Source organism: Nocardioides sp. NPDC000445, from assembly GCF_040300245.1.
In the GTDB taxonomy this organism is placed as follows: domain Bacteria; phylum Actinomycetota; class Actinomycetes; order Propionibacteriales; family Nocardioidaceae; genus Nocardioides.
On record NZ_JBEPDH010000001.1, the window covers coordinates 482,268 to 500,023 of the forward strand.

18 protein-coding genes are annotated in these 17,756 nt (G+C 68.8%); 5 read left to right on the forward strand and 13 right to left on the reverse strand.

What is annotated here, in order from left to right:
• Positions 1-13 precede the first annotated feature (13 nt).
• Together nucS and ABT304_RS02240 are read left to right on the forward strand one after the other, a co-directional pair.
• Complete coding sequence (gene nucS, locus ABT304_RS02235) at positions 14-688, forward strand: endonuclease NucS (RefSeq protein WP_350713154.1); 675 nt, start codon at positions 14-16, stop codon at positions 686-688.
• Between the two features lie 89 nt (positions 689-777).
• Complete coding sequence (locus ABT304_RS02240) at positions 778-1,026, forward strand: hypothetical protein (protein ID WP_141795502.1); 249 nt, start codon at positions 778-780, stop codon at positions 1,024-1,026.
• Between the two features lie 150 nt (positions 1,027-1,176).
• Here the strand turns inward: ABT304_RS02240 and ABT304_RS02245 are convergent, their stop codons facing one another.
• From ABT304_RS02245 to ABT304_RS02270, 6 genes are all read right to left on the reverse strand, one after another.
• The gene (locus ABT304_RS02245) at positions 1,177-3,000 is read right to left on the reverse strand and encodes a bifunctional metallophosphatase/5'-nucleotidase (protein ID WP_350713155.1); all 1,824 of its coding nucleotides are present in this window, start codon (positions 2,998-3,000) and stop codon (positions 1,177-1,179) included.
• A gap of 80 nt (positions 3,001-3,080) precedes the next feature.
• The gene (locus tag ABT304_RS02250) at positions 3,081-3,257 is read right to left on the reverse strand and encodes a hypothetical protein (RefSeq protein ID WP_350713156.1); all 177 of its coding nucleotides are present in this window, start codon (positions 3,255-3,257) and stop codon (positions 3,081-3,083) included.
• Between the two features lie 21 nt (positions 3,258-3,278).
• Positions 3,279-4,172, reverse strand: a complete 894-nt coding sequence (locus tag ABT304_RS02255) for an NAD(P)/FAD-dependent oxidoreductase (RefSeq protein ID WP_350713157.1) — start codon at positions 4,170-4,172, stop codon at positions 3,279-3,281.
• A gap of 23 nt (positions 4,173-4,195) precedes the next feature.
• Complete coding sequence (locus ABT304_RS02260; protein ID WP_350713158.1) at positions 4,196-4,618, reverse strand: DUF6069 family protein; 423 nt, start codon at positions 4,616-4,618, stop codon at positions 4,196-4,198.
• A gap of 122 nt (positions 4,619-4,740) precedes the next feature.
• A complete protein-coding gene (locus ABT304_RS02265) occupies positions 4,741-6,768 on the reverse strand; it encodes an ethylmalonyl-CoA mutase (protein WP_350713159.1) in 2,028 nt (675 codons plus the stop codon).
• 92 nt (positions 6,769-6,860) lie between these two features.
• A complete protein-coding gene (locus ABT304_RS02270) occupies positions 6,861-7,169 on the reverse strand; it encodes an STAS domain-containing protein (RefSeq protein WP_160027767.1) in 309 nt (102 codons plus the stop codon).
• Positions 7,170-7,367: 198 nt separating this feature from the next.
• Here ABT304_RS02270 and ABT304_RS02275 point away from each other — a divergent pair, with 198 nt between their 5' ends.
• Positions 7,368-7,940 carry a cob(I)yrinic acid a,c-diamide adenosyltransferase gene (locus tag ABT304_RS02275; protein WP_160027765.1) on the forward strand — a complete coding sequence of 191 codons (573 nt, stop codon included), beginning with the start codon at positions 7,368-7,370 and terminating at the stop codon, positions 7,938-7,940.
• On the opposite strand, the gene ABT304_RS02280 is transcribed toward ABT304_RS02275, so the two are convergent.
• Positions 7,937-8,917, reverse strand: a complete 981-nt coding sequence (locus ABT304_RS02280) for a helix-turn-helix domain-containing protein (RefSeq protein ID WP_350713160.1) — start codon at positions 8,915-8,917, stop codon at positions 7,937-7,939. The genes ABT304_RS02275 and ABT304_RS02280 overlap by 4 nt on opposite strands.
• Before the next feature lie 74 nt (positions 8,918-8,991).
• On the opposite strand from ABT304_RS02280, the gene ABT304_RS02285 reads away from it, so the two are divergent.
• Both ABT304_RS02285 and ABT304_RS02290 read left to right on the forward strand, forming a co-directional pair.
• Positions 8,992-9,207, forward strand: a complete 216-nt coding sequence (locus tag ABT304_RS02285) for a hypothetical protein (protein ID WP_350713161.1) — start codon at positions 8,992-8,994, stop codon at positions 9,205-9,207.
• A gap of 88 nt (positions 9,208-9,295) precedes the next feature.
• Positions 9,296-12,466 carry a DEAD/DEAH box helicase gene (locus ABT304_RS02290; protein ID WP_350713162.1) on the forward strand — a complete coding sequence of 1,057 codons (3,171 nt, stop codon included), beginning with the start codon at positions 9,296-9,298 and terminating at the stop codon, positions 12,464-12,466.
• A 133-nt stretch (positions 12,467-12,599) separates the two neighbouring features.
• Here the strand turns inward: ABT304_RS02290 and ABT304_RS02295 are convergent, their stop codons facing one another.
• From ABT304_RS02295 to ABT304_RS02320, 6 genes are all read right to left on the reverse strand, one after another.
• Complete coding sequence (locus ABT304_RS02295; RefSeq protein ID WP_350713163.1) at positions 12,600-13,757, reverse strand: MFS transporter; 1,158 nt, start codon at positions 13,755-13,757, stop codon at positions 12,600-12,602.
• A gap of 43 nt (positions 13,758-13,800) precedes the next feature.
• A complete protein-coding gene (locus ABT304_RS02300) occupies positions 13,801-14,403 on the reverse strand; it encodes a DUF1707 domain-containing protein (protein ID WP_350713164.1) in 603 nt (200 codons plus the stop codon).
• A 102-nt stretch (positions 14,404-14,505) separates the two neighbouring features.
• Positions 14,506-14,922, reverse strand: coding sequence for a DUF2550 domain-containing protein (locus tag ABT304_RS02305; protein WP_350713203.1), 417 nt, complete (start codon positions 14,920-14,922; stop codon positions 14,506-14,508).
• A 51-nt stretch (positions 14,923-14,973) separates the two neighbouring features.
• A complete protein-coding gene (locus ABT304_RS02310) occupies positions 14,974-15,366 on the reverse strand; it encodes a F0F1 ATP synthase subunit epsilon (protein WP_045547377.1) in 393 nt (130 codons plus the stop codon).
• Entirely contained in the window at positions 15,366-16,802 is a 1,437-nt protein-coding gene (gene atpD, locus ABT304_RS02315; protein WP_350713165.1) for a F0F1 ATP synthase subunit beta, read from the reverse strand. Before atpD ends, ABT304_RS02310 begins: the two co-directional genes overlap by 1 nt.
• A gap of 26 nt (positions 16,803-16,828) precedes the next feature.
• Positions 16,829-17,755 (reverse strand): F0F1 ATP synthase subunit gamma, encoded by a 927-nt coding sequence (locus tag ABT304_RS02320; RefSeq protein WP_350713166.1) that lies wholly within the window; start codon positions 17,753-17,755, stop codon positions 16,829-16,831.
• Position 17,756 lies beyond the last annotated feature (1 nt).

Consider the following 17,756-nt stretch of genomic DNA (forward strand, 5'->3'; position numbering starts at 1 on the left):
ATACGTTCTCCCGGTGAGACTCGTCGTTGCCACCTGCCAGGTCGACTACGCGGGGCGGCTCACCGCCCACCTTCCGATGGCCACCAGGGTGTTGATGCTCAAGGCCGACGGATCGGTGCTGGTCCACTCCGACGGGGGCTCCTACAAGCCCCTCAACTGGATGTCGCCGCCCTGCACCCTCTCGGAGGGCAAGTCCGACGACGGTCGCATCGAATGGACCGTCACCTCCAAGACCGACGACACCCTGCGGATCCTGATCGACGAGATCCACCACGAGACGTCCCACGACCTCGGCATCGACCCCGGCCTGCAGAAGGACGGCGTCGAGAAGCATCTCCAGGAGCTCCTCGCCGACCACCCGGCGACGCTGGGCGAGGGACTGACCCTCGTACGCCGCGAGTACCCGACCGCGATCGGGCCGGTCGACCTGATGTGCCGCGACGCCGACGGGAAGTCGGTCGCGGTCGAGATCAAGCGGCGCGGTGAGATCGATGGCGTCGAGCAGCTGACCCGCTATCTCGAGCTCCTCAACCGAGACCCAATGCTGGCCCCGGTACGCGGCATCTTCGCTGCTCAGGCGATCAAGCCCCAGGCCCGTGTGCTGGCCGAAGATCGCGGTATCACCTGCGCAATCGTCGACTACGACGCGCTCCGCGGCCTCGACGATCCGACCGAGAGACTCTTCTGACCAACAGTTGGTGCACGGTCAGGCAAGTTCACGTCGGGGAAACCCCATTCCCTACCTTTGAGTAGGAACTGCGTGACAAGATTCACGCCATGTCCATGAACTACTCGGGGCATGGCGTTGGGGGCCGCCTGTCCGTGAGCGACGTCGAGGCGATCATGATCGATCTACTCACGATGCAGCAGATGCACACGGCGGAGTTCCATGCGATCAAGAACCGGATGGAGCGCACCGACGCTGCGATCGACAGCGTCAACGCGCGCCTGGACAGCGTGGAGCGGCGGCTGGACGACCTGCTGATCTCGATGAGCCAGCTGCTCAACTGGGCAAACCCCCGCTGAGACCACCCCCGTCGGTCGAGCCGGGCGAGCGCCAGCGAGTCCGTGTCGAGACCAACACATCCCGTCTTCCGCGACAGCAGACCGTGTTGGCCTCGACACGCCTCCGCCTAGCGGCTCCGAGGTCTGAACGAAGTGGCCTTCGACCAGCGGTTACTGCACGGTGATCGGCTCGCCGCCGGAGACGAGGCGCCAGTCGACCGAGGCGAAGGCGGCCGGGTCGATGACCTGGTGGGCGGTGACCCAGTCGATGAGCAGCTGGCGGATCTCGACCTGCTGGTTGTAGACCACGGTGGCGTCGGTGACGTGCGGGAAGCCGCCGCCACCGGACTGGCGGTAGTTGTTGACCGCGAGCACGAACTCCTGCGCGTCGGTCACCGCGACGCCGTCGTAGGCGAGGTCGGTGATCCGCGAGCCCACCGCGACCGAGATGTCGATGTCGTAGGTCAGCGCCGCGTCCAGGCCCGCGATGGTGTCGAAGTTGTAGTCGGGCGTGCCGTTGGGCGCGGTGTCGGTCGGCGCGTTGGTCACGGCGTCGATCGGGAACGGGCCGGTGCCGCTGACCTGCTTGAAGTAGCGGGCGCTGAACTCGAGGTAGTCCTTGAGCTGGGCGCCGGTGATGCGCACCGCCATCAGGGTGTTGTCGTAGATGTAGAGGCCGGCCACGTCGCGTACGGTCACCTCGCCCGCGGGGAAGGCCGCGGCACGGCTGAACGGGGCCGCGATCGAGATGACCGGCAGGTCGGCGTCGGAGCCGGTCAACGCCGCCTTGACCGCGTCGCCCTGGACGTAGTTGACGAAGTCGATGATGGGTACGTCCTCCACGACCGCCCGCGCGGCCAGCATCTCCATCGCCGAGGTGCCGACGACGGAGTTGACGTAGGAGATCACGACGTCGTGCTGCTCCTGGACGGCGGCCGAGACCTCCGGGTCGGCGTCGACGGTGTTGGAGTTGAGCGTATGCGAGGTCGCCGACTGCAGGACCCAGCGAGGTCGGCCGTGGCGCTTCTCGCGGCGTACGACCAGGTCCATCACGGAGACGCGCATGCCCCAGTAGAGCGGCTCGGTCAGCAGGACCTGCTTGCCGGTCGCGGTGTTGGTGACGTAACGCTGGGTTATCTCCCGGTGGGCGTGGCCGACGAGGATCGCGTCGACGTCCGGCACCTGCTCGGCGACGAGGGTCGAGGCGTTCTCCGGGGGCAGCTCGTCACCGTAGGAGCTGGAGGTGTCGGCGCCGGAGTGGGCGCTGATGATGACCAGGTCGCAGCCGGCCTTCTTGAGCTCGGGCACGAAGATCTTGGCCTGCTCGACCAGCCCCGGGAACTCCATCTTCCCCTCGACATTGGCCTTGTCCCAGATCGCGATGCCGGGGTTGGTCAGCCCGAGCACTCCGACGCGGAGGCGGCGGCCGCGGCCCAGGTCGTAGTCCTTGATGATGTAGGGCGGGAAGACCGGCAGCTTGGTCGACGGGTCGACCGCGTTGGCGCCGAGCATCGGGAAGTTCACCTGCTCCTCGAACTTCCGGGTCGTGTCGATGCCGTAGTTGAACTCGTGGTTGCCGAGCGCGGCGGCGTCGTAGCCGACCAGGTTCATCGCCCGCGCCATCGGGTGGATCGCGCCCTCGGTGATCGGGTCGATCCGGGCGTAGTAGTAGGCCAGCGGGGTGCCCTGGATCGTGTCACCGGCGTCGATGGTGAGGATCGGCTCGCCCCGACGATCCTCGCGGACGGCGTCGATCAAGGTCTTGACCTTGGCGACGCCGATCTCGTTGCCTGCGCTGTTCGAGAACTCGGCGTTCTTGTAGTAGTCCCAGTTGAAGACGTTGCCGTGCAGGTCGGTCGTGCCGAGCACGGTCAGCCGAACCGTGTCGGGCTTGCCCGCGTGTGCCGGGGCGGCGGTGTAACCGGCAGCGCTCAGCGCCGCGGCGCCCGTGACAGCAGCACCGGACAGGACAGAGCGGCGGGTGGCGTGAGGCATCGGTAACGTCCTTGCGCGAGTAGGTAGTCGAATGCAAGGCAATTCCTACCACCTCGGACGCAACTTGGCGGCGCCTTCCGTCAAGCAGCCAGATGCTTCTTCTTGACGGGCTTGCCGTCGAGGGTGACCAGACGGCGCTTCTTGACCGTCATCCCCTCGGGCAGGGTGCCCTCCTTGAGCATGCGGATCGGGCACCGCTTGCAGCGCGACTTCGACACGCAGCACTCCGTCTTGGGAGGCTTCTGTTTCTTGCCCACGCTCGAAGGGTAACAGCAGGGTTAGGCGTGCCTTACTTCCACGAGCGCGGCCACCTCGGAGGCACAGCCCCAGCTCAGCGTGACCCCGGCGCCGCCGTGGCCATAGCAGTGCACCACCCGCCCCTCGCGCTCCAGCCGGACCGAGGGCCGCGCCGGCCGGAGGCCGACCAGATGGGCCCTGACCTCGGCGTTCGCGATCTCCGGCACGGCTGCGGTGGCGTCAGCCAGGATCCGCTCAGCCGTACGCGGATCCGGGCTCTGGTCCCAGGCGTGCGGCACCGACGTACCTCCCACCACGGTGTCGCCACCGCGCGGGAAGACGTAGGAGGGGGCGTCGCCCTCGGCCTCCAACCACTCCTCGGTGGCGCCCGGTCCGAGGACGACGATCTGGCCCTGGACCGGGTAGAGGCTGGTGTCGCCGACCAGCTCGCGCGAACCGAGTCCGGTCGCGTTGACCACGACGTCGGCGTCCAGACTCGCCAGGTCGTCGACGGTCCCGGTCGTGATAGTTCCGCCCGCCTCGGTGATCCGCCGCTCGAGCCACGGCAGGTAGACCGGCATCTCGGCGATCGGGACGGTGAACTCGGCACGGCCCTCGGTCACGGTCAGGTCGGTGAGCGGCTCGGCCCACCACAGGTCGGCCTCGGGGTTGTGCTGGGTGCCGTGCACCATGCGTACGCCTGCCTCCGGCTCCTCCTCGGCCAGCCGGGCGAGCTCTCGGAAGGTCTCGGCCGCCCAGGCCGTCACCCGGTCGCGTGGCTCGGCGAGGTAGGGGAACCAGAACCCGCCGGCCACCGCCGAGGTGGTCCCGCTCGTCCGCTCCCGGCCGATCACGGTGACCTCGTGACCGGCTTCAAGCAGCCGTACCGCGCACGAGAGCCCGATGACTCCGGCTCCGACCACCGTTACTCGCATGCGCGGCAGGCTACTAGGCCTGATCACCGGGCGAGGCGACGAGCCAGCACCGGGATGACGATGGCGGCGGCGACGACGTGCAGCAGCATCAGGACGACCGCGCTGGCGGCGTCGAAGCCGAAGGTGACGTCGGGGACGAGCGAGAGGACGGTCAGCACGACGGTGGTGACCACGAACGTACGTCGCGGGTGGCGGGCCACGCGGGCCATCACCGCGGCCATCGCGACCCCGATGAGCGAGAAGAGGGCGGTCAGCTGGGCGTAGCCGGCGAGCGGGATCGTGCCGCTGGCGGTCTCGAAGCTCACCCCGGCCGCCGAGGCGGCCATGGCGAGGACGGTGACGACCGCGCTGGCTACGACCGTGGCGCCGAGGCCATGGAGCCAGACATGCTTGCGGGCAGCGCGGGTCGAGCGGGTGGTCTGCTGGGCGGTGGTGATCGTGGACATCTCGTACTCCCGTGAAGTGGCGGGAGGCGCTGTCCGCCTCCCTCTGCCCCTTTCACGAATGGCCACGACACCGGATCGACACGGCTCCCGAACTTTTTTCGGAAGCCGTGTCGAACCTCTGCTCAGGAGAGGTCGTTGGCCTTGCGGATGACCTCGACGATGTCGGCCATGATCTCGGTGAGGCTGAAGTCCTTGGGCGTGTAGACCGCCGCGACCCCCGACTCGATCAGCGTCTTTGCGTCGGACTCGGGCACGATGCCACCCACGATGACGGGTACGTCACCGAGACCCGCCTCGCGCAGCCCCTCGACCACCGACGGCACGAGCGACATGTGCGAGCCGGAGAGGATGGAGAGCCCGACGACATGTACGTCCTCGGCGACCGCCGCGGCGACGATCTGCTCCGGGGTGAGCCGGATGCCCTGGTAGATGACCTCGAAGCCGGCGTCACGGGCGCGGACGGCGACCTGCTCGGCGCCGTTGGAGTGACCGTCCAGGCCCGGCTTGCCGACGAGCATGCGCAGCTTGACGCCGAGCTCCTCGCCGGTGGCCTTGACCCGGTCGCGTACGGCCGACAGCTCGGCGCCGGCCTCCGCCGCACCGACGGCGCCGGAGACGCCGGTGGGCGCCCGGAACTCGCCGAAGACCTCGCGCAGGGTGCCGGCCCACTCCCCCGTGGTCGCGCCCGCACGGGCGGCTTCCAACGTCGCCGACATCAGGTTGGCATCGGTCTTCGCGGCGGCGGCCAGAGCGGCCAGCGCCTCGGAGACGGCCGCCTCGTCACGCTCGGCCTTCCAGGCTTCGAGGGAGGCCTTGGCGGCCTCCTCGGCGCGGGGGTCGGCGACCATGATCGCGGCGTCCAGGTCCGCGGTCAGCGGGCTCGGCTCGGTGGTGGTGAACTTGTTGACGCCGACGATGATCTCCTCGCCGGACTCGATGGCGGCGCGACGGCGCGCGTGCGAGGAGACCAGCTCGGACTTCATGTAGCCGGTGTCGACCGCGGCGATCGCCCCGCCCATGGCCTGAACCCGGTCGATCTCCTCCTTGGCGCCCGCGACCAGCTCGGCCACCTTGGCCTCGACGACCGGGGAGCCGTCGAAGAGGTCGCCGTACTCCAGCAGATCGGACTCGTAGGCGAGCACCTGCTGCAGACGCAGCGACCACTGCTGGTCCCACGGACGCGGCAGGCCGAGCGCCTCGTTCCAGGCGGGCAGCTGCACCGCGCGGGCCCGCGCGTTCTTGGACAGCGTCACCGCGAGCATCTCCAGCACGATCCGCTGGACGTTGTTCTCCGGCTGCGCCTCGGTCAGGCCGAGGGAGTTGACCTGCACGCCGTAGCGGAACCGGCGCATCTTCGGGTCCTCGACGCCGTAGCGCTCACGGGTGATCTCGTCCCAGAGCTCGACGAAGGCGCGCATCTTGCACATCTCCTCGACGAACCGCACGCCCGCGTTGACGAAGAACGAGATCCGGCCGACGACCTTGCCGAAGTCCTCCTCGGACACCTGACCGGAGGCCTTGACCTGGTCGAGCACCGCGATGGCGGTGCACATCGCGTACGCGATCTCCTGCACCGGCGTGGCCCCGGCCTCCTGCAAGTGGTAGCTGCAGATGTTGATCGGGTTCCACTTGGGGATCTGGTGGACCGTGTAGGCGATCATGTCGCTGATCAGCCGCAGGGAGTGCTCCGGCGGGAAGACGTACGTCCCCCGGGACAGGTACTCCTTGATGATGTCGTTCTGGGTGGTGCCGGCCAGCTTGGCGGCCACCTCGGCAGGGTCCATCCCGGGGTTCTGCTCCTCGGCGGCGACCTGATACATCGCGAGCAGCCACATGGCGGTCGCGTTGATCGTCATCGAGGTGTTCATCTCGGTGAGCGGGATTTGGTCGAAGAGCTTGCGCATCTCCCCCATGTGCATGATCGGCACGCCCACCTTGCCGACCTCGCCGCGGGCGAGGACGCTGTCGGGGTCGTAGCCGGTCTGCGTGGGCAGGTCGAAGGCGACCGAGAGACCGGTCTGGCCCTTGGCGAGGTTGGTGCGGTAGAGCTCGTTGGACGCCTCGGCGGTCGAGTGGCCGGCGTACGTGCGCATCAGCCAGGAGCGATCCTTCGCCGGGCGGCTCTGCTCGGAAGGCGTGGTGTCCGTCATAAGAGGCATGCTAGCCCCTCGGTTACCGCTCAGTAACCGGCTCCGGTGTGGAAGATGTCACTCACCGGGCCACTCCTTTACCCATCGCGCCGCTAGGCGATGAGCGGCGAGTTCTCCACCTCGAGAACACGATAGAGCCTGGAGAGGTGGAGCATCCGGCGCACCGCCGGAGTGCAACCCTGCAGAGTGAGGCGGCGACCCTCGGCATGGGCCTGCCGGGTCGCGACGGCGAGCAGCTTCAGCGCCGTCACATCGGCACTGCTCACACCGGAGACGTCGAGCACGACGTCACCCTCCACCGAGTCGAGATGGTCGTAGATCACGCTGCGTGCCATCCAGGTGCTGCGTACGTCGAAATCTCCGCTCAGCACCAGCGTCGGCCCGTCGATCAAGATCTCCATGCCCTGCCTCCATCCCCCAGGAAGTGGATTGCCCCTACACAGAAGCTCTACGCATCACATGACGCTCCCTCTCGCCCACTATGACGCTCGGCGAATCCGATTGGTTGCACCTCACCAGCCTCATTCGTCACATCTGTCCCAATTTTCTGTCAATTGACCACGTTCGCCGAAAATGGCCCCTCCGCATAGGCTCAGCGCATGGTCAACCTGACGCGCATCTACACCCGCACCGGCGACGCCGGTGAGACCCGGCTCGGCGACATGAGCCTGACCGCCAAGACCGATCTGCGGCTGGAGGCGTACGCGACGACCGACGAGGCCGGGGCGGCGATCGGTGTCGCACTGGCTCACGGGGGCATCGACGAGGACGTCGTGAAGGTGCTGACGACCGTCCAGAACGATCTCTTCGACGTGGGCGCCGACCTGTCGACCCCGGTCGTCGACGATCCCGAGTATCCGCCGCTCCGCGTCGAGCAGGCCTACATCGACCGACTCGAGGCCTGGTGCGACGACTACAACGAGCCGCTGGAGAAGCTGCGCTCGTTCATCCTCTCCGGCGGCACCGTGGCCGCGGCCCACCTGCACGTGGCCCGCACCGTCGTGCGCCGCGCGGAGCGGGCGGCCTGGGCTGCGTACGAGGTCCACGGCGAGACCATGAACAAGCTCGCCCTGACCTACCTCAACCGCCTCAGCGACCTGCTCTTCATCCTCGCCCGGCACGCCAACCGCGAGCAGGGCGACGTCCTGTGGGTGCCGGGCGGCGAACGCTAGAGCCAGCCGCGACGGCCCGCCTCGTAGCCGAGCTGGAGGCGGGTGTCGACCCGCGCGCGGTCCATCATCTGGCGCACCCGCCGCTGGACCGTACGCAGCGACAGCCCGAGCTGCGCCCCGATGGAGGCGTCGGTCAGGCCGGCGAGCAGCAGCGAGAGCACCTTGGTGTCCAGGGGCTCGAGGCGATCGGCGGCCGTCTCGACCGTGCCCTCGGGCGTCGCGACGAGCTTGGGGGCCGAGGTCCAGATCAGGTCGAAGAGGGCGATGATCGCGTCGAGGAGGCCGCTGGGGTGGAGCAGCAAGGCGTCTTGGACCGTGTTGTGCTCACCGTTCATCAGCGGGATCAGGGCGATCTCCCGATCGACGATGAAGGCTCGCAGCGGCACCGTCGGCACGACCCGCAGCTCGATCCCGATCTCGAGGCCGGAGTCGATGGTCTCGTAGATGCCGGGGGTGTCGAAGACGGAGCGCTCGAGGACGATGTCGTGCCGGACGCCGCGTTCGATCGCGGCCCGCTCGGCCTCGTCGGCATCCTCCCGGGTGACGACCGCGGCCTGCGGCTTCTGCAGCGCCTGGATGCACTTCTTCGCCGAGTACTGCAGCTGGGCGAACCGCTGGGCGATGGCCTCGGTCCCGTGCACGACGTCGACGACGTCGGCCACGTCCCGGCGAGCGACCGAGCCCCGATACAGCCCGGCGAGCTCGGTCATCTCGACCTGCGCGCGGCGCAGCTCGTCCTGGCGCTGGACGAGCAGCGCCCCGAGCGCCACCGCCGGCGGGGAGGCGACGTAGCGATCCTGACCGGCCGAGGCGCGGGCGACCAGGCCCTTCCCCTCCAGCGCGGACAGCACCGCCGAGACCGCGTAGGTGTCCAGCTCGGCCGCCTCGGCCAGCTCTTCGAGGTTGGCCGACGGCGCGGCGACCAGCTGGCGGTAGACCGTCTCCTCGAGATTGTCGAGACCGAGCGCATCGAGCATCCGACATGCCTTTCCGTGGCGGGGCAACGAACGACGGTCATCATGGCAGATATACGACACGTCACATTCCCGCCATGGCGGTTCGACTTGCATTCACCGGCAACTTGGCCGAAAGTATTCATCGCCACCTCGGTCCGGATCCCCCCGCTCGGATCGAGGTGGCTTTACTTTTCCGCGACAAAGTTGTCGCGATCGGTTCGGATCCGGTTGTCCGGGACGGGATGTCGGGCGTGCGTCTATGCATGCCGATGAATGCACCGCAACCCCGTGCCGATGCGCCGCTGGTCTAGACCACTGCCACCGCACCGAACGAGGCGCTGCTCACCACGAGCGTCCACGAAGTCGCAGAACCCGCCTCATGCTGGAAGAATAGATCGGGTGCCCTTGCTCGAAGCTCTCACGAACGACCTGCTCCGCGAGACCTTCGACCCCCAGACCATCGAGCGTGCCGAGGCCTACGCGGCCCAGGGCCGGGTCGGCGAGCCCCGGGTCACCGAGATCGGCAGCAGTGCGCTGCGAGCGGCGGCCGAGGTCAGAGGCACCAGCCCGGCTCCCTACCGCGTGACCCTCAACCTGGACTCCAGGAACGGCGTCGTCAGAGCGACCAGCTCGTGCAGCTGCCCCGTGCACAACAACTGCAAGCACGGTGCCGCGCTCGGCCTGGTCCTCGCCGGCTCGCGCGCCGCGGCGGCGCCGATGGGGCCGTCGTGGGAGACGGAGCTGCGTACGCTCCTGGGCCAGCTCGCCGAGGACAACAAGCCCGAGGACGACCTGCCCGCGCTGGCGCTCGAGATCGACGTACACAGCCCTCGGTCGGCCGTGGCGGGCTCCCCCACCGTCGAGCTGCGCCCGATGCGCATGGGCAACCGCGAGCGCTGGGCGAAGACCGGTGCCGACTGGGCCAACATCCCCAACGCGGTGCCCGGCAAGGACTTCCCCCGCAGCCAGCTGCTCCCCCTGCAGGAGCTGGCCCGCCAGCTACGGTCCGACCGGCTGCTCTACGCCCGAGGCTCCTCGCTCAGCCTCGCCGACTTCGGCGAGCACGCGGTCAGCCTGCTCCGCGACGCGATCCGCGGCGGTGTGACCGTCCTGCCCGGTGAGAACGTACGCGGCGTGGTGATCTTCGAGGAGCCGCTCTCGCTCGCCGGCGAGCTGCGCCGCGAGGACGGCGAGGCGGTCCTCCGCTTCGGGCTGGCCCACGGTGACCGGGTCTACGCCGGCCCGACGGTGCTCCCGATCGGTCGCCCGACCCGCTCGGTGGGCGTGCTCGATGCCGGGGTGCTCCATCTCGCCGACCTTTCCGGACCGCTCTCGACCCACGCTCAGCGCCTGGTCACTGCCCGGGACCCGCTGACCGTCCCCGAGGCCGAGATCGGCACGCTGAGCGCCCTGCTGGGCCCGTTGGCCCGGCTGGTCCCGCTGCGCTCGGCCGACGACTCCCTCGACATCCCGGAGCCTCCCGCGCCGCGCCTGACCCTGACGGTCACCTGGCGCAGCTCGACGCATGCCACGCTCGGCTGGACCTGGGCCTACGGCGTACGTCACTACCCGGTGGACTCCCGCGAGGACCTCGGCCTGGTCCGCAACCCGGCCGAGGAGGCCGCGCTGCGCGCGAAGGTCTCCACCGAGCTGCTCCGCAAGCAGGAGGTACGCGACGGCGACGCGCTCGCGCTCGCCATCCACGACCTGCCGGCACTGCGTGAGGTCGACGGCGTCGAGGTCACCGAGGTCGAGCGGCCCGACTTCCGCGAGACCGACGAGGACCCCGAGATCTCGTTCGAGATCACCTCGCCCGACGGTGCCGCCGTGGCCGGGCAGGACTGGCTCGACCTGCAGGTCGTGATCCGGATCGGCTCCGAGGCCGTGCCGCTTCCCGACGTGCTCGGAGCGCTGACCCGCGGCGACGACCACCTGATCCTCCCCAGCGGCACCTACATCACCACCGACCGCCCCGAGCTCGACCGACTGCGCAACGTCGTCGAGGCCGCCGGGCAGCTCCACGAGCGCACCGGCGACGGGATCGCGGTCGGCAAGCACGACCTCGGCGTCTGGGCCGAGCTCGCCGAGCTCGGCGTGGTCGACCAGCAGGCCGCTGAATGGGTCCAGCGCGCCCAGGCGCTGCGCGACCTGCGCGAGATCCCCCGGCCGGAGCCGACCGGACTGGCGACCGAGCTCCGCCACTACCAGCTCGACGGCTTCCACTGGCTGGCGTTCCTGCACGAGCAGGGTCTCGGCGGCATCCTCGCCGACGACATGGGTCTGGGCAAGACGCTCCAGGTGCTGGCCACGATCTCCCACGCGGTGCACACGCAGCCGGGCCCCCGTGCCCCCTATCTCGTGGTGGCGCCCACCAGCGTCGTACCTGCCTGGGTCCAGGAGGCCCGCCGCCACACCCCCGGCCTCCGGGTGAGCACCGTGAGCAAGCGCATCGACTCCGTCGCCGAGGCCCGTGAGGACGCCGACGTCGTCGTCACGACCTACGCCATCCTCCGGCTCGAGCAGGACGCCTTCGCCGGGCGCCCCTGGGCCGGTCTCGTCCTCGACGAGGCCCAGCAGGTCAAGAACCACCAGTCCAAGACGTACGCAGCGGCCCGCCGCATCGATGCCCGCTGGCGTCTCGCGGTGACGGGCACGCCGTTCGAGAACCGGCTGATGGAGCTGTGGGCGCTGCTCTCGATCACGGCGCCGGGGCTCTACCCCAGCCCGCGGCTGTTCCGCGACACGGTGGTCTCTCCCGTCGAGAAGTCCGGTGACGACGCGGCGCTGCGCCGGTTCCGGACCCGGCTGCGTCCGTTCCTGCTGCGGCGTACGAAGGAGCTCGTCGCCGACGACCTGCCGCCCAAGCAGGAGCAGGTCCTCGGCGTGGACCTCAACCCGGCGCACCGCAAGATCTACGACGCCCACCTGGCCAAGGAGCGGCAGCGGATCCTGCACCTGCTCGACGACTTCAACGACAACCGGGTCGCGATCCTCAGTGCGCTGACCAGGCTGCGACAGCTCTCCCTCGACCCGGGCCTCGTCGACCCCGATGACGACGATGTCGGATCCGCCAAGCTCGACACGCTTGTCGACCACATCGAGGAACTCGCCGCCGAGGGTCACAAGGCGCTGGTCTTCAGCCAGTTCACCTCGTTCCTCGGCCGGGCGCGCACCCGGCTCAAGGAGGCGGGCATCGACGCCGCCTACCTCGACGGCGCCACCCGCGACCGCGGCGCGGTCATCGAGAGCTTCCGCGACGGCGACGCCCCGGTCTTCCTGATCTCCCTGAAGGCTGGCGGCGTCGGTCTGACCCTGACCGAGGCCGACTACGTCTTCGTGCTCGACCCGTGGTGGAACCCCGCCGCCGAGGCCCAGGCCGTCGACCGCGCCCACCGCATCGGCCAGACCCAGCACGTCATGGTCTACCGGCTGGTCTCGACCAACACGATCGAGGAGAAGGTCATGGAGCTCAAGGAGCGCAAGGCCGAGCTCTTCGCGAAGGTCGTCGACGGCGAAGGCGCCATGGGCTCCACCATCGGCGCCGACGACATCCGCGCCCTCTTCGAGTAGCCGAGTCGGCGCATCTGCTCGCCTTGGAGCGAAGCGGGCGCAGCCCGTCTGTTGTAGCCGAGTCGGCGCATCTGCACGCCTTGGAGCGAAGCGAAGCGAGCGAGGCGTGCGGATGCGCCGACTCGGCTCGAAATCACCTACGCCGCCTTGCGACCGTCGCAGCCAACGCCGCCGCAGGAACCATCAGGACGGCGACGACCAGGAGCGCCCTCAGGGTGCCGATCTGGTCCCCTACGGCACCCAGGATGGGCGGGAAGCCGAGGAAGGCCCCGTAGGCCAGCGTGGAGACGACCGAGACGCGAGCAGCGGCCCGGGTCTCGTCGTCGGCGGCGATGCTGATCCCCAGCGGGAAGCCGAGGGCCGCGCCGAAGCCCCACAGGACGATCCCGGCCAGCGCGAGCCCGAACGAGCCGGCGAACACCGTCAGCACGATCCCGATGCCCGCCAGCGCCGCCGAGGTGATCAGGACCGGCTGCCGGCCGACCCGGTCGATCACCTTCGCGCCGGCGAAACGGGCGAGGCTCATGCAGAAGACGAACGCCGCATAGCACGCCACCCCGACCCGGTGGCTCACGTCGTAGCCGTCGATCATCGCCAGCGAGACCCAGTCGTTGGCACTCCCCTCGGCGGCGGCGAAGGCGAGCACCATGAGCCCCAGCAGCAGTGTCTGGGGTGAGCGCCAGGCGGCGATCAGCTCACGCCGCGGCGAGTGCCCCTCCGGGGGCGCCCCGGCCGGGAGGAAGCCCAGGGTCCCCCACCAGCAGACCGCCAGCGCGATCGCCGCGACCCCGGCGATGTGCCACACCGTCGGCAGCGTGCCCACCAGGGCGATGCCCAGCAGTCCGCCGAGCACGGTCCCGACGCTCCACATGGCGTGCAGCTGCGGCATCAGCGTCTTGCCGCCGAGCCGCTCGACCGCGGCCCCTTCGACGTTCATGGCGACGTCCCAGACCCCGTAGCCGACCCCGTACGTCACCAGGAACAGCGCCACCAGCCACGCCTGTTCCAGCCAGCTGCCGGAGATCGCCACCAGGGTCAGGGAGGCGACGCAGAGCAGCGCGCAGCGGCGTACGACCCGGGCAGCGCCCCAACGCATCACCAGTCCCCCGGCGAGCGGCAGCGCGGCGACGGAGCCGATGCCCATCGCCAGCAGCATCAGGCCGACGGCCGAGTTGTTCAGGCCGAGGCTCTCGCGGAGCGCGGGGATGCGGGAGATGAAGGTCGCGGACAGCAGACCGTTGGTGGCGAACGCCACCACCGATCCGGCCTGGGCACGGCGGAGAGGCGTCACAAGTAAAGGCTAGTAGGCCCCGGGCCGCGTCCAGGTGCGGGGATCAGTCCCGCTTCTTCTCGTACGGCCCGCCGCGGCCGAAGATCGGCAGCACCCACGGCTGGCGCAGCGGGGCGCCGGCGAGCGCGACGACCGCGAAGGCAGCCGCGAGCACCCAGGCGATCCCGTAGAGCGCGCCGCCGAGGCCGAAGGTCACGATCGTGACGGCGAGCAGGGTGAGCTGCAGGTTGAGGGCACCGGCGGCGTGGTGCTTCACGAACTCGGAACGCTTGCCGACCGTGTAGTAGAGGATCGCCGGGCCGACGACGATCGGCACCAGGGTCGTGGCCTGGGCGAGGGCGCCCAGAAGCCGCTCCTCGGTGGTGGGCGGCGGCAGCAGGTCGCGGGCGGGCTTTGCCACAGCCGGAGCTGGGGCCGGCTGCGCGATCAGGTCGCGGGTGATCGGCTCCAGGGCGGCGTACGTCTTCGACTTCATGGTCAGGTCGAAGCGGAGGTCGAACTCGGCCTGGTCGAGCCGGCCGTCGGCGTAGGCGGACTTGAGGACGTCGATCACGCGGTCGCGATCGGCATCGGTGCAGCGAAGCTCGTCGCCGGCGACCGAAGCAGGTGGAGTGGGCGGGGTCGGGATCGGGGCAGTTGAGGACATACCTCTACGATCCGCCGCGAATGCCTTCCGGACAATCAGGGAAGCCCCCGAAAGCAAACCGACCGACCCCGGTGTTGTGCCGGAGACGGTCGGAGGAAGACGTCAGAAGACGGTCCAGGTGGACCGCATCGGGCGAGACTCCAGCCAGGCCTGGAAGCCGATCAGGGTCTGCTGGTCCATGGCCAGGTCGATGTGCTCGCCCTTGACGTCGCAGGTCACGATCAGGCTCTCGGGGTAGAGGACGAGCTCCTCGATCCCCTCAGGAGAGCGGCTGGAGACATAGACGATCTCGACCCGGCGCCAGACCCGTTTGGGCTTGGGCGAGAGGGAGAAGATCCGGAACCACTCCAGCTGCGCATCGCCGGAGTAGCGGCCGATGCCGATGACCCAACCGCGCCCGGGACTGGTGTCCCGGACGCGGTGGCTCAGTTCGAAGACGCCGCCGTTGCGAGCGAGCAGACGGCGGCGCACAGCGATCCCGACGCCATAGGCGAGGACAAGCAGAAGCAATGCGGCCACAACGGCCAAGAGCAGCTCCCACCATGCCATCCGGGTATCGCCCCTCTTTCCCTAGGAGGCCTTCTCGACAGCGCGGATGCGTGCCTCGGCACGACGGATGCGCTTCTCGGCGTCGTTGTTGGTGCCGAGCAGGCGACGGGCCTCCTCGAGCTCGACCTCAGCCTGGCTGAGGTCGATCTCGTGGGCCAGCAGCACGTGCTCGGACAGGATCGAGACGCGGTCGTTGGCCACCGAGAGGAAGCCACCGTCGACGGTCGCGATGACCTCGGTGCCCTCCTCCGGAGTGATCTCCACGACCGCCTCGGTGAGAGCCGACAGCACCGGCGCGTGACCGCGCAGGACGCCGACATCACCGTCGACCGTTCGGGCGATGACCATGGTGGCCCCGCCGCTCCAGACCACGCGGTCTGCAGCGACGAGCTCCACCTGAAGTGCGTCCGTCATCAGAGGCTCTTCTGGATCTCGGCCCACTTCGCCTCGACGTCGTCGAGGCCACCGCACATGAAGAACGCCTGCTCGGCGACGTGGTCGTACTCACCGTCGGCGATCTTGTTGAACGCCTCGATGGTGTCCTTGACCGGAACCGTCGAACCCTCGATGCCGGTGAACTGCTTGGCGACGTAGGTGTTCTGCGACAGGAACCGCTGGATCCGGCGAGCGCGGGAGACGATGATCTTGTCTTCCTCGGAGAGCTCGTCGACACCCAGGATCGCGATGATGTCCTGCAGCTCCTTGTTGCGCTGGAGGATCTGCTTCACGCGGACGGCGCAGTCGTAGTGATCCTGACCGATGTACTGCGGGTCCAGGATTCGCGACGTCGAGGTCAGCGGGTCCACGGCCGGGTAGATACCCAGCGACGCGATCTCGCGGGAGAGCTCGGTGGTGGCGTCCAGGTGGGCGAACGTGGTCGCCGGAGCCGGGTCGGTGTAGTCGTCGGCCGGCACGTAGATCGCCTGCATCGAGGTGATCGAGTGACCACGCGTCGAGGTGATCCGCTCCTGGAGCAGACCCATCTCGTCGGCGAGGTTGGGCTGGTAACCCACGGCCGAAGGCATCCGGCCCAGCAGGGTCGAGACCTCGGAGCCCGCCTGGGTGAAGCGGAAGATGTTGTCGATGAACAGCAGCACGTCCTGGCCCTGGACGTCACGGAAGTACTCCGCCATCGTCAGCGCCGAGAGGGCCACGCGAAGACGCGTGCCCGGCGGCTCGTCCATCTGGCCGAAGGTCAGGGCGACCTTGTCGTAGACGCCGGCCTCCTGCATCTCGTGGATGAGGTCGTTGCCCTCACGGGTGCGCTCGCCGACACCGGCGAACACGGAGACACCACCGTGGTTCTTGGCGACTCGGGCGATCATCTCCTGGATGAGGACGGTCTTGCCGACGCCCGCACCACCGAAGAGGCCGATCTTTCCACCGGTCACGTAGGGGGTGAGGAGGTCGATGACCTTGATGCCCGTCTCGAACATCTGGGTCTTGGACTCGAGCTGGTCGAAGGCCGGAGCCTTGCGGTGGATGCCCCAGCGCTCCTTGACCTCGACCGTGGCCGGGTCGACATCGAGGATGTCGCCGGTCGCGTTGAACACGTGGCCGAGGGTGACGTCACCCACGGGCACGGTGATCGGGTTGCCGGTGTCGCTCACGGTGGCACCGCGGACGACGCCGTCGGTCGGCTTCAGCGAGATCGCGCGGACCATGCCGTCACCGATGTGCTGGGCAACCTCGAGCGGCAGAACGGAGGTCTCACCGTTGATGGTGACCTCGACCTCGAGCTTGTTGTAGATGTCCGGCATGGCGTCGACGGGGAACTCCACGTCGACGACCGGGCCGATCACGCGGGCGATGCGGCCCGTCGTGGTCTTCTCGTCAACCTGTGCGGTCATTTTCTAGTCAGTCTTTCTGTGGGTTCTCAGTCGTTCGCAGCCTGGGCGTCGGCGAGCGCGTTCACGCCACCGACGATCTCGCTGATCTCCTGGGTGATGCCGGCCTGGCGAGCCTGGTTGGCAACCCGGGTGAACTTCTTGATGAGCTCGTCGGCGTTGTCGGTAGCCGACTTCATCGCCTTCTGACGCTGGGCCAGCTCGGAGGCGGCGGCCTGCAGCAGCGCGAACCAGATCCGGCTCACGACGTACTGCGGGAGCAGCGAGTCGAGCACGGCCTCGGCCGACGGCTCGAACTCGTAGAGCGGCAGGACGTCGCCCTCGGCCGGAGCCTCGGTGCCCTCCACGACCTCCAGAGGCAGGAGACGTACGGCCGTGGGCTTCTGCGTCATCATGGTGATGAACCGCGTGTAGACCACGTGGACCTCGTCGACGCCGGGAGCGGCGGCCTTCTCGGCCTCGGTGCCCTCGACGAAGACCTCGATCAGCTTCTCGCCGATCTCCTTGGCCGCCTCGTAGTCCGGACGGTCGGAGAAGCCGGTCCAGGCCTGCGACACGGAACGACCGCGGAACTTGTAGAAGGCCTCCGCCTTGCGTCCGGTGACGTAGAGGTCGACCTCCTTGCCCTCGGCCTTGAGCTTCTCGACCAGACCCTCGGCCTCCTTGAGCACGCTCGAGGAGTAGGAGCCGGCCAGGCCACGATCGCTGGTGACCACCAGCACGGCGGCGCGGGTGGGCGCCTCCGGCTCGGTGGTCAGCGGGTGGTCCACGTTGGAGTAGGTCGCCACCGCCGAGACGGCGCGGGTGAGCTCACGGGCGTACGGCGCGGCCGCATTGGCCCTCTGCTGCGCCTTGATGATCCGGGACGCAGCGATGAGCTCCATGGCGCGCGTGATCTTCTTCATCGACTCCGTCGACTTGATCCGCGCGCGGAGTTCACGCACTGACACGGCCATG

Coding starts and splice junctions, on each gene's coding strand:
- ABT304_RS02240 (WP_141795502.1), top strand. CDS start 778: ATGTCCATGAACTACTCGGGGCATGGCGTTGGGGGCCGCCTGTCCGTG.
- ABT304_RS02255 (WP_350713157.1), bottom strand. CDS start 4,172: ATGCGAGTAACGGTGGTCGGAGCCGGAGTCATCGGGCTCTCGTGCGCG.
- ABT304_RS02310 (WP_045547377.1), bottom strand. CDS start 15,366: ATGACGGACGCACTTCAGGTGGAGCTCGTCGCTGCAGACCGCGTGGTC.
- ABT304_RS02320 (WP_350713166.1), bottom strand. CDS start 17,755: ATGGCCGTGTCAGTGCGTGAACTCCGCGCGCGGATCAAGTCGACGGAG.
- ABT304_RS02300 (WP_350713164.1), bottom strand. CDS start 14,403: ATGTCCTCAACTGCCCCGATCCCGACCCCGCCCACTCCACCTGCTTCG.
- ABT304_RS02260 (WP_350713158.1), bottom strand. CDS start 4,618: ATGTCCACGATCACCACCGCCCAGCAGACCACCCGCTCGACCCGCGCT.
- ABT304_RS02270 (WP_160027767.1), bottom strand. CDS start 7,169: ATGGAGATCTTGATCGACGGGCCGACGCTGGTGCTGAGCGGAGATTTC.
- ABT304_RS02285 (WP_350713161.1), top strand. CDS start 8,992: ATGGCGGTTCGACTTGCATTCACCGGCAACTTGGCCGAAAGTATTCAT.
- ABT304_RS02265 (WP_350713159.1), bottom strand. CDS start 6,768: ATGACGGACACCACGCCTTCCGAGCAGAGCCGCCCGGCGAAGGATCGC.
- atpD (WP_350713165.1), bottom strand. CDS start 16,802: ATGACCGCACAGGTTGACGAGAAGACCACGACGGGCCGCATCGCCCGC.
- ABT304_RS02280 (WP_350713160.1), bottom strand. CDS start 8,917: ATGCTCGATGCGCTCGGTCTCGACAATCTCGAGGAGACGGTCTACCGC.
- ABT304_RS02275 (WP_160027765.1), top strand. CDS start 7,368: ATGGTCAACCTGACGCGCATCTACACCCGCACCGGCGACGCCGGTGAG.
- ABT304_RS02245 (WP_350713155.1), bottom strand. CDS start 3,000: ATGCCTCACGCCACCCGCCGCTCTGTCCTGTCCGGTGCTGCTGTCACG.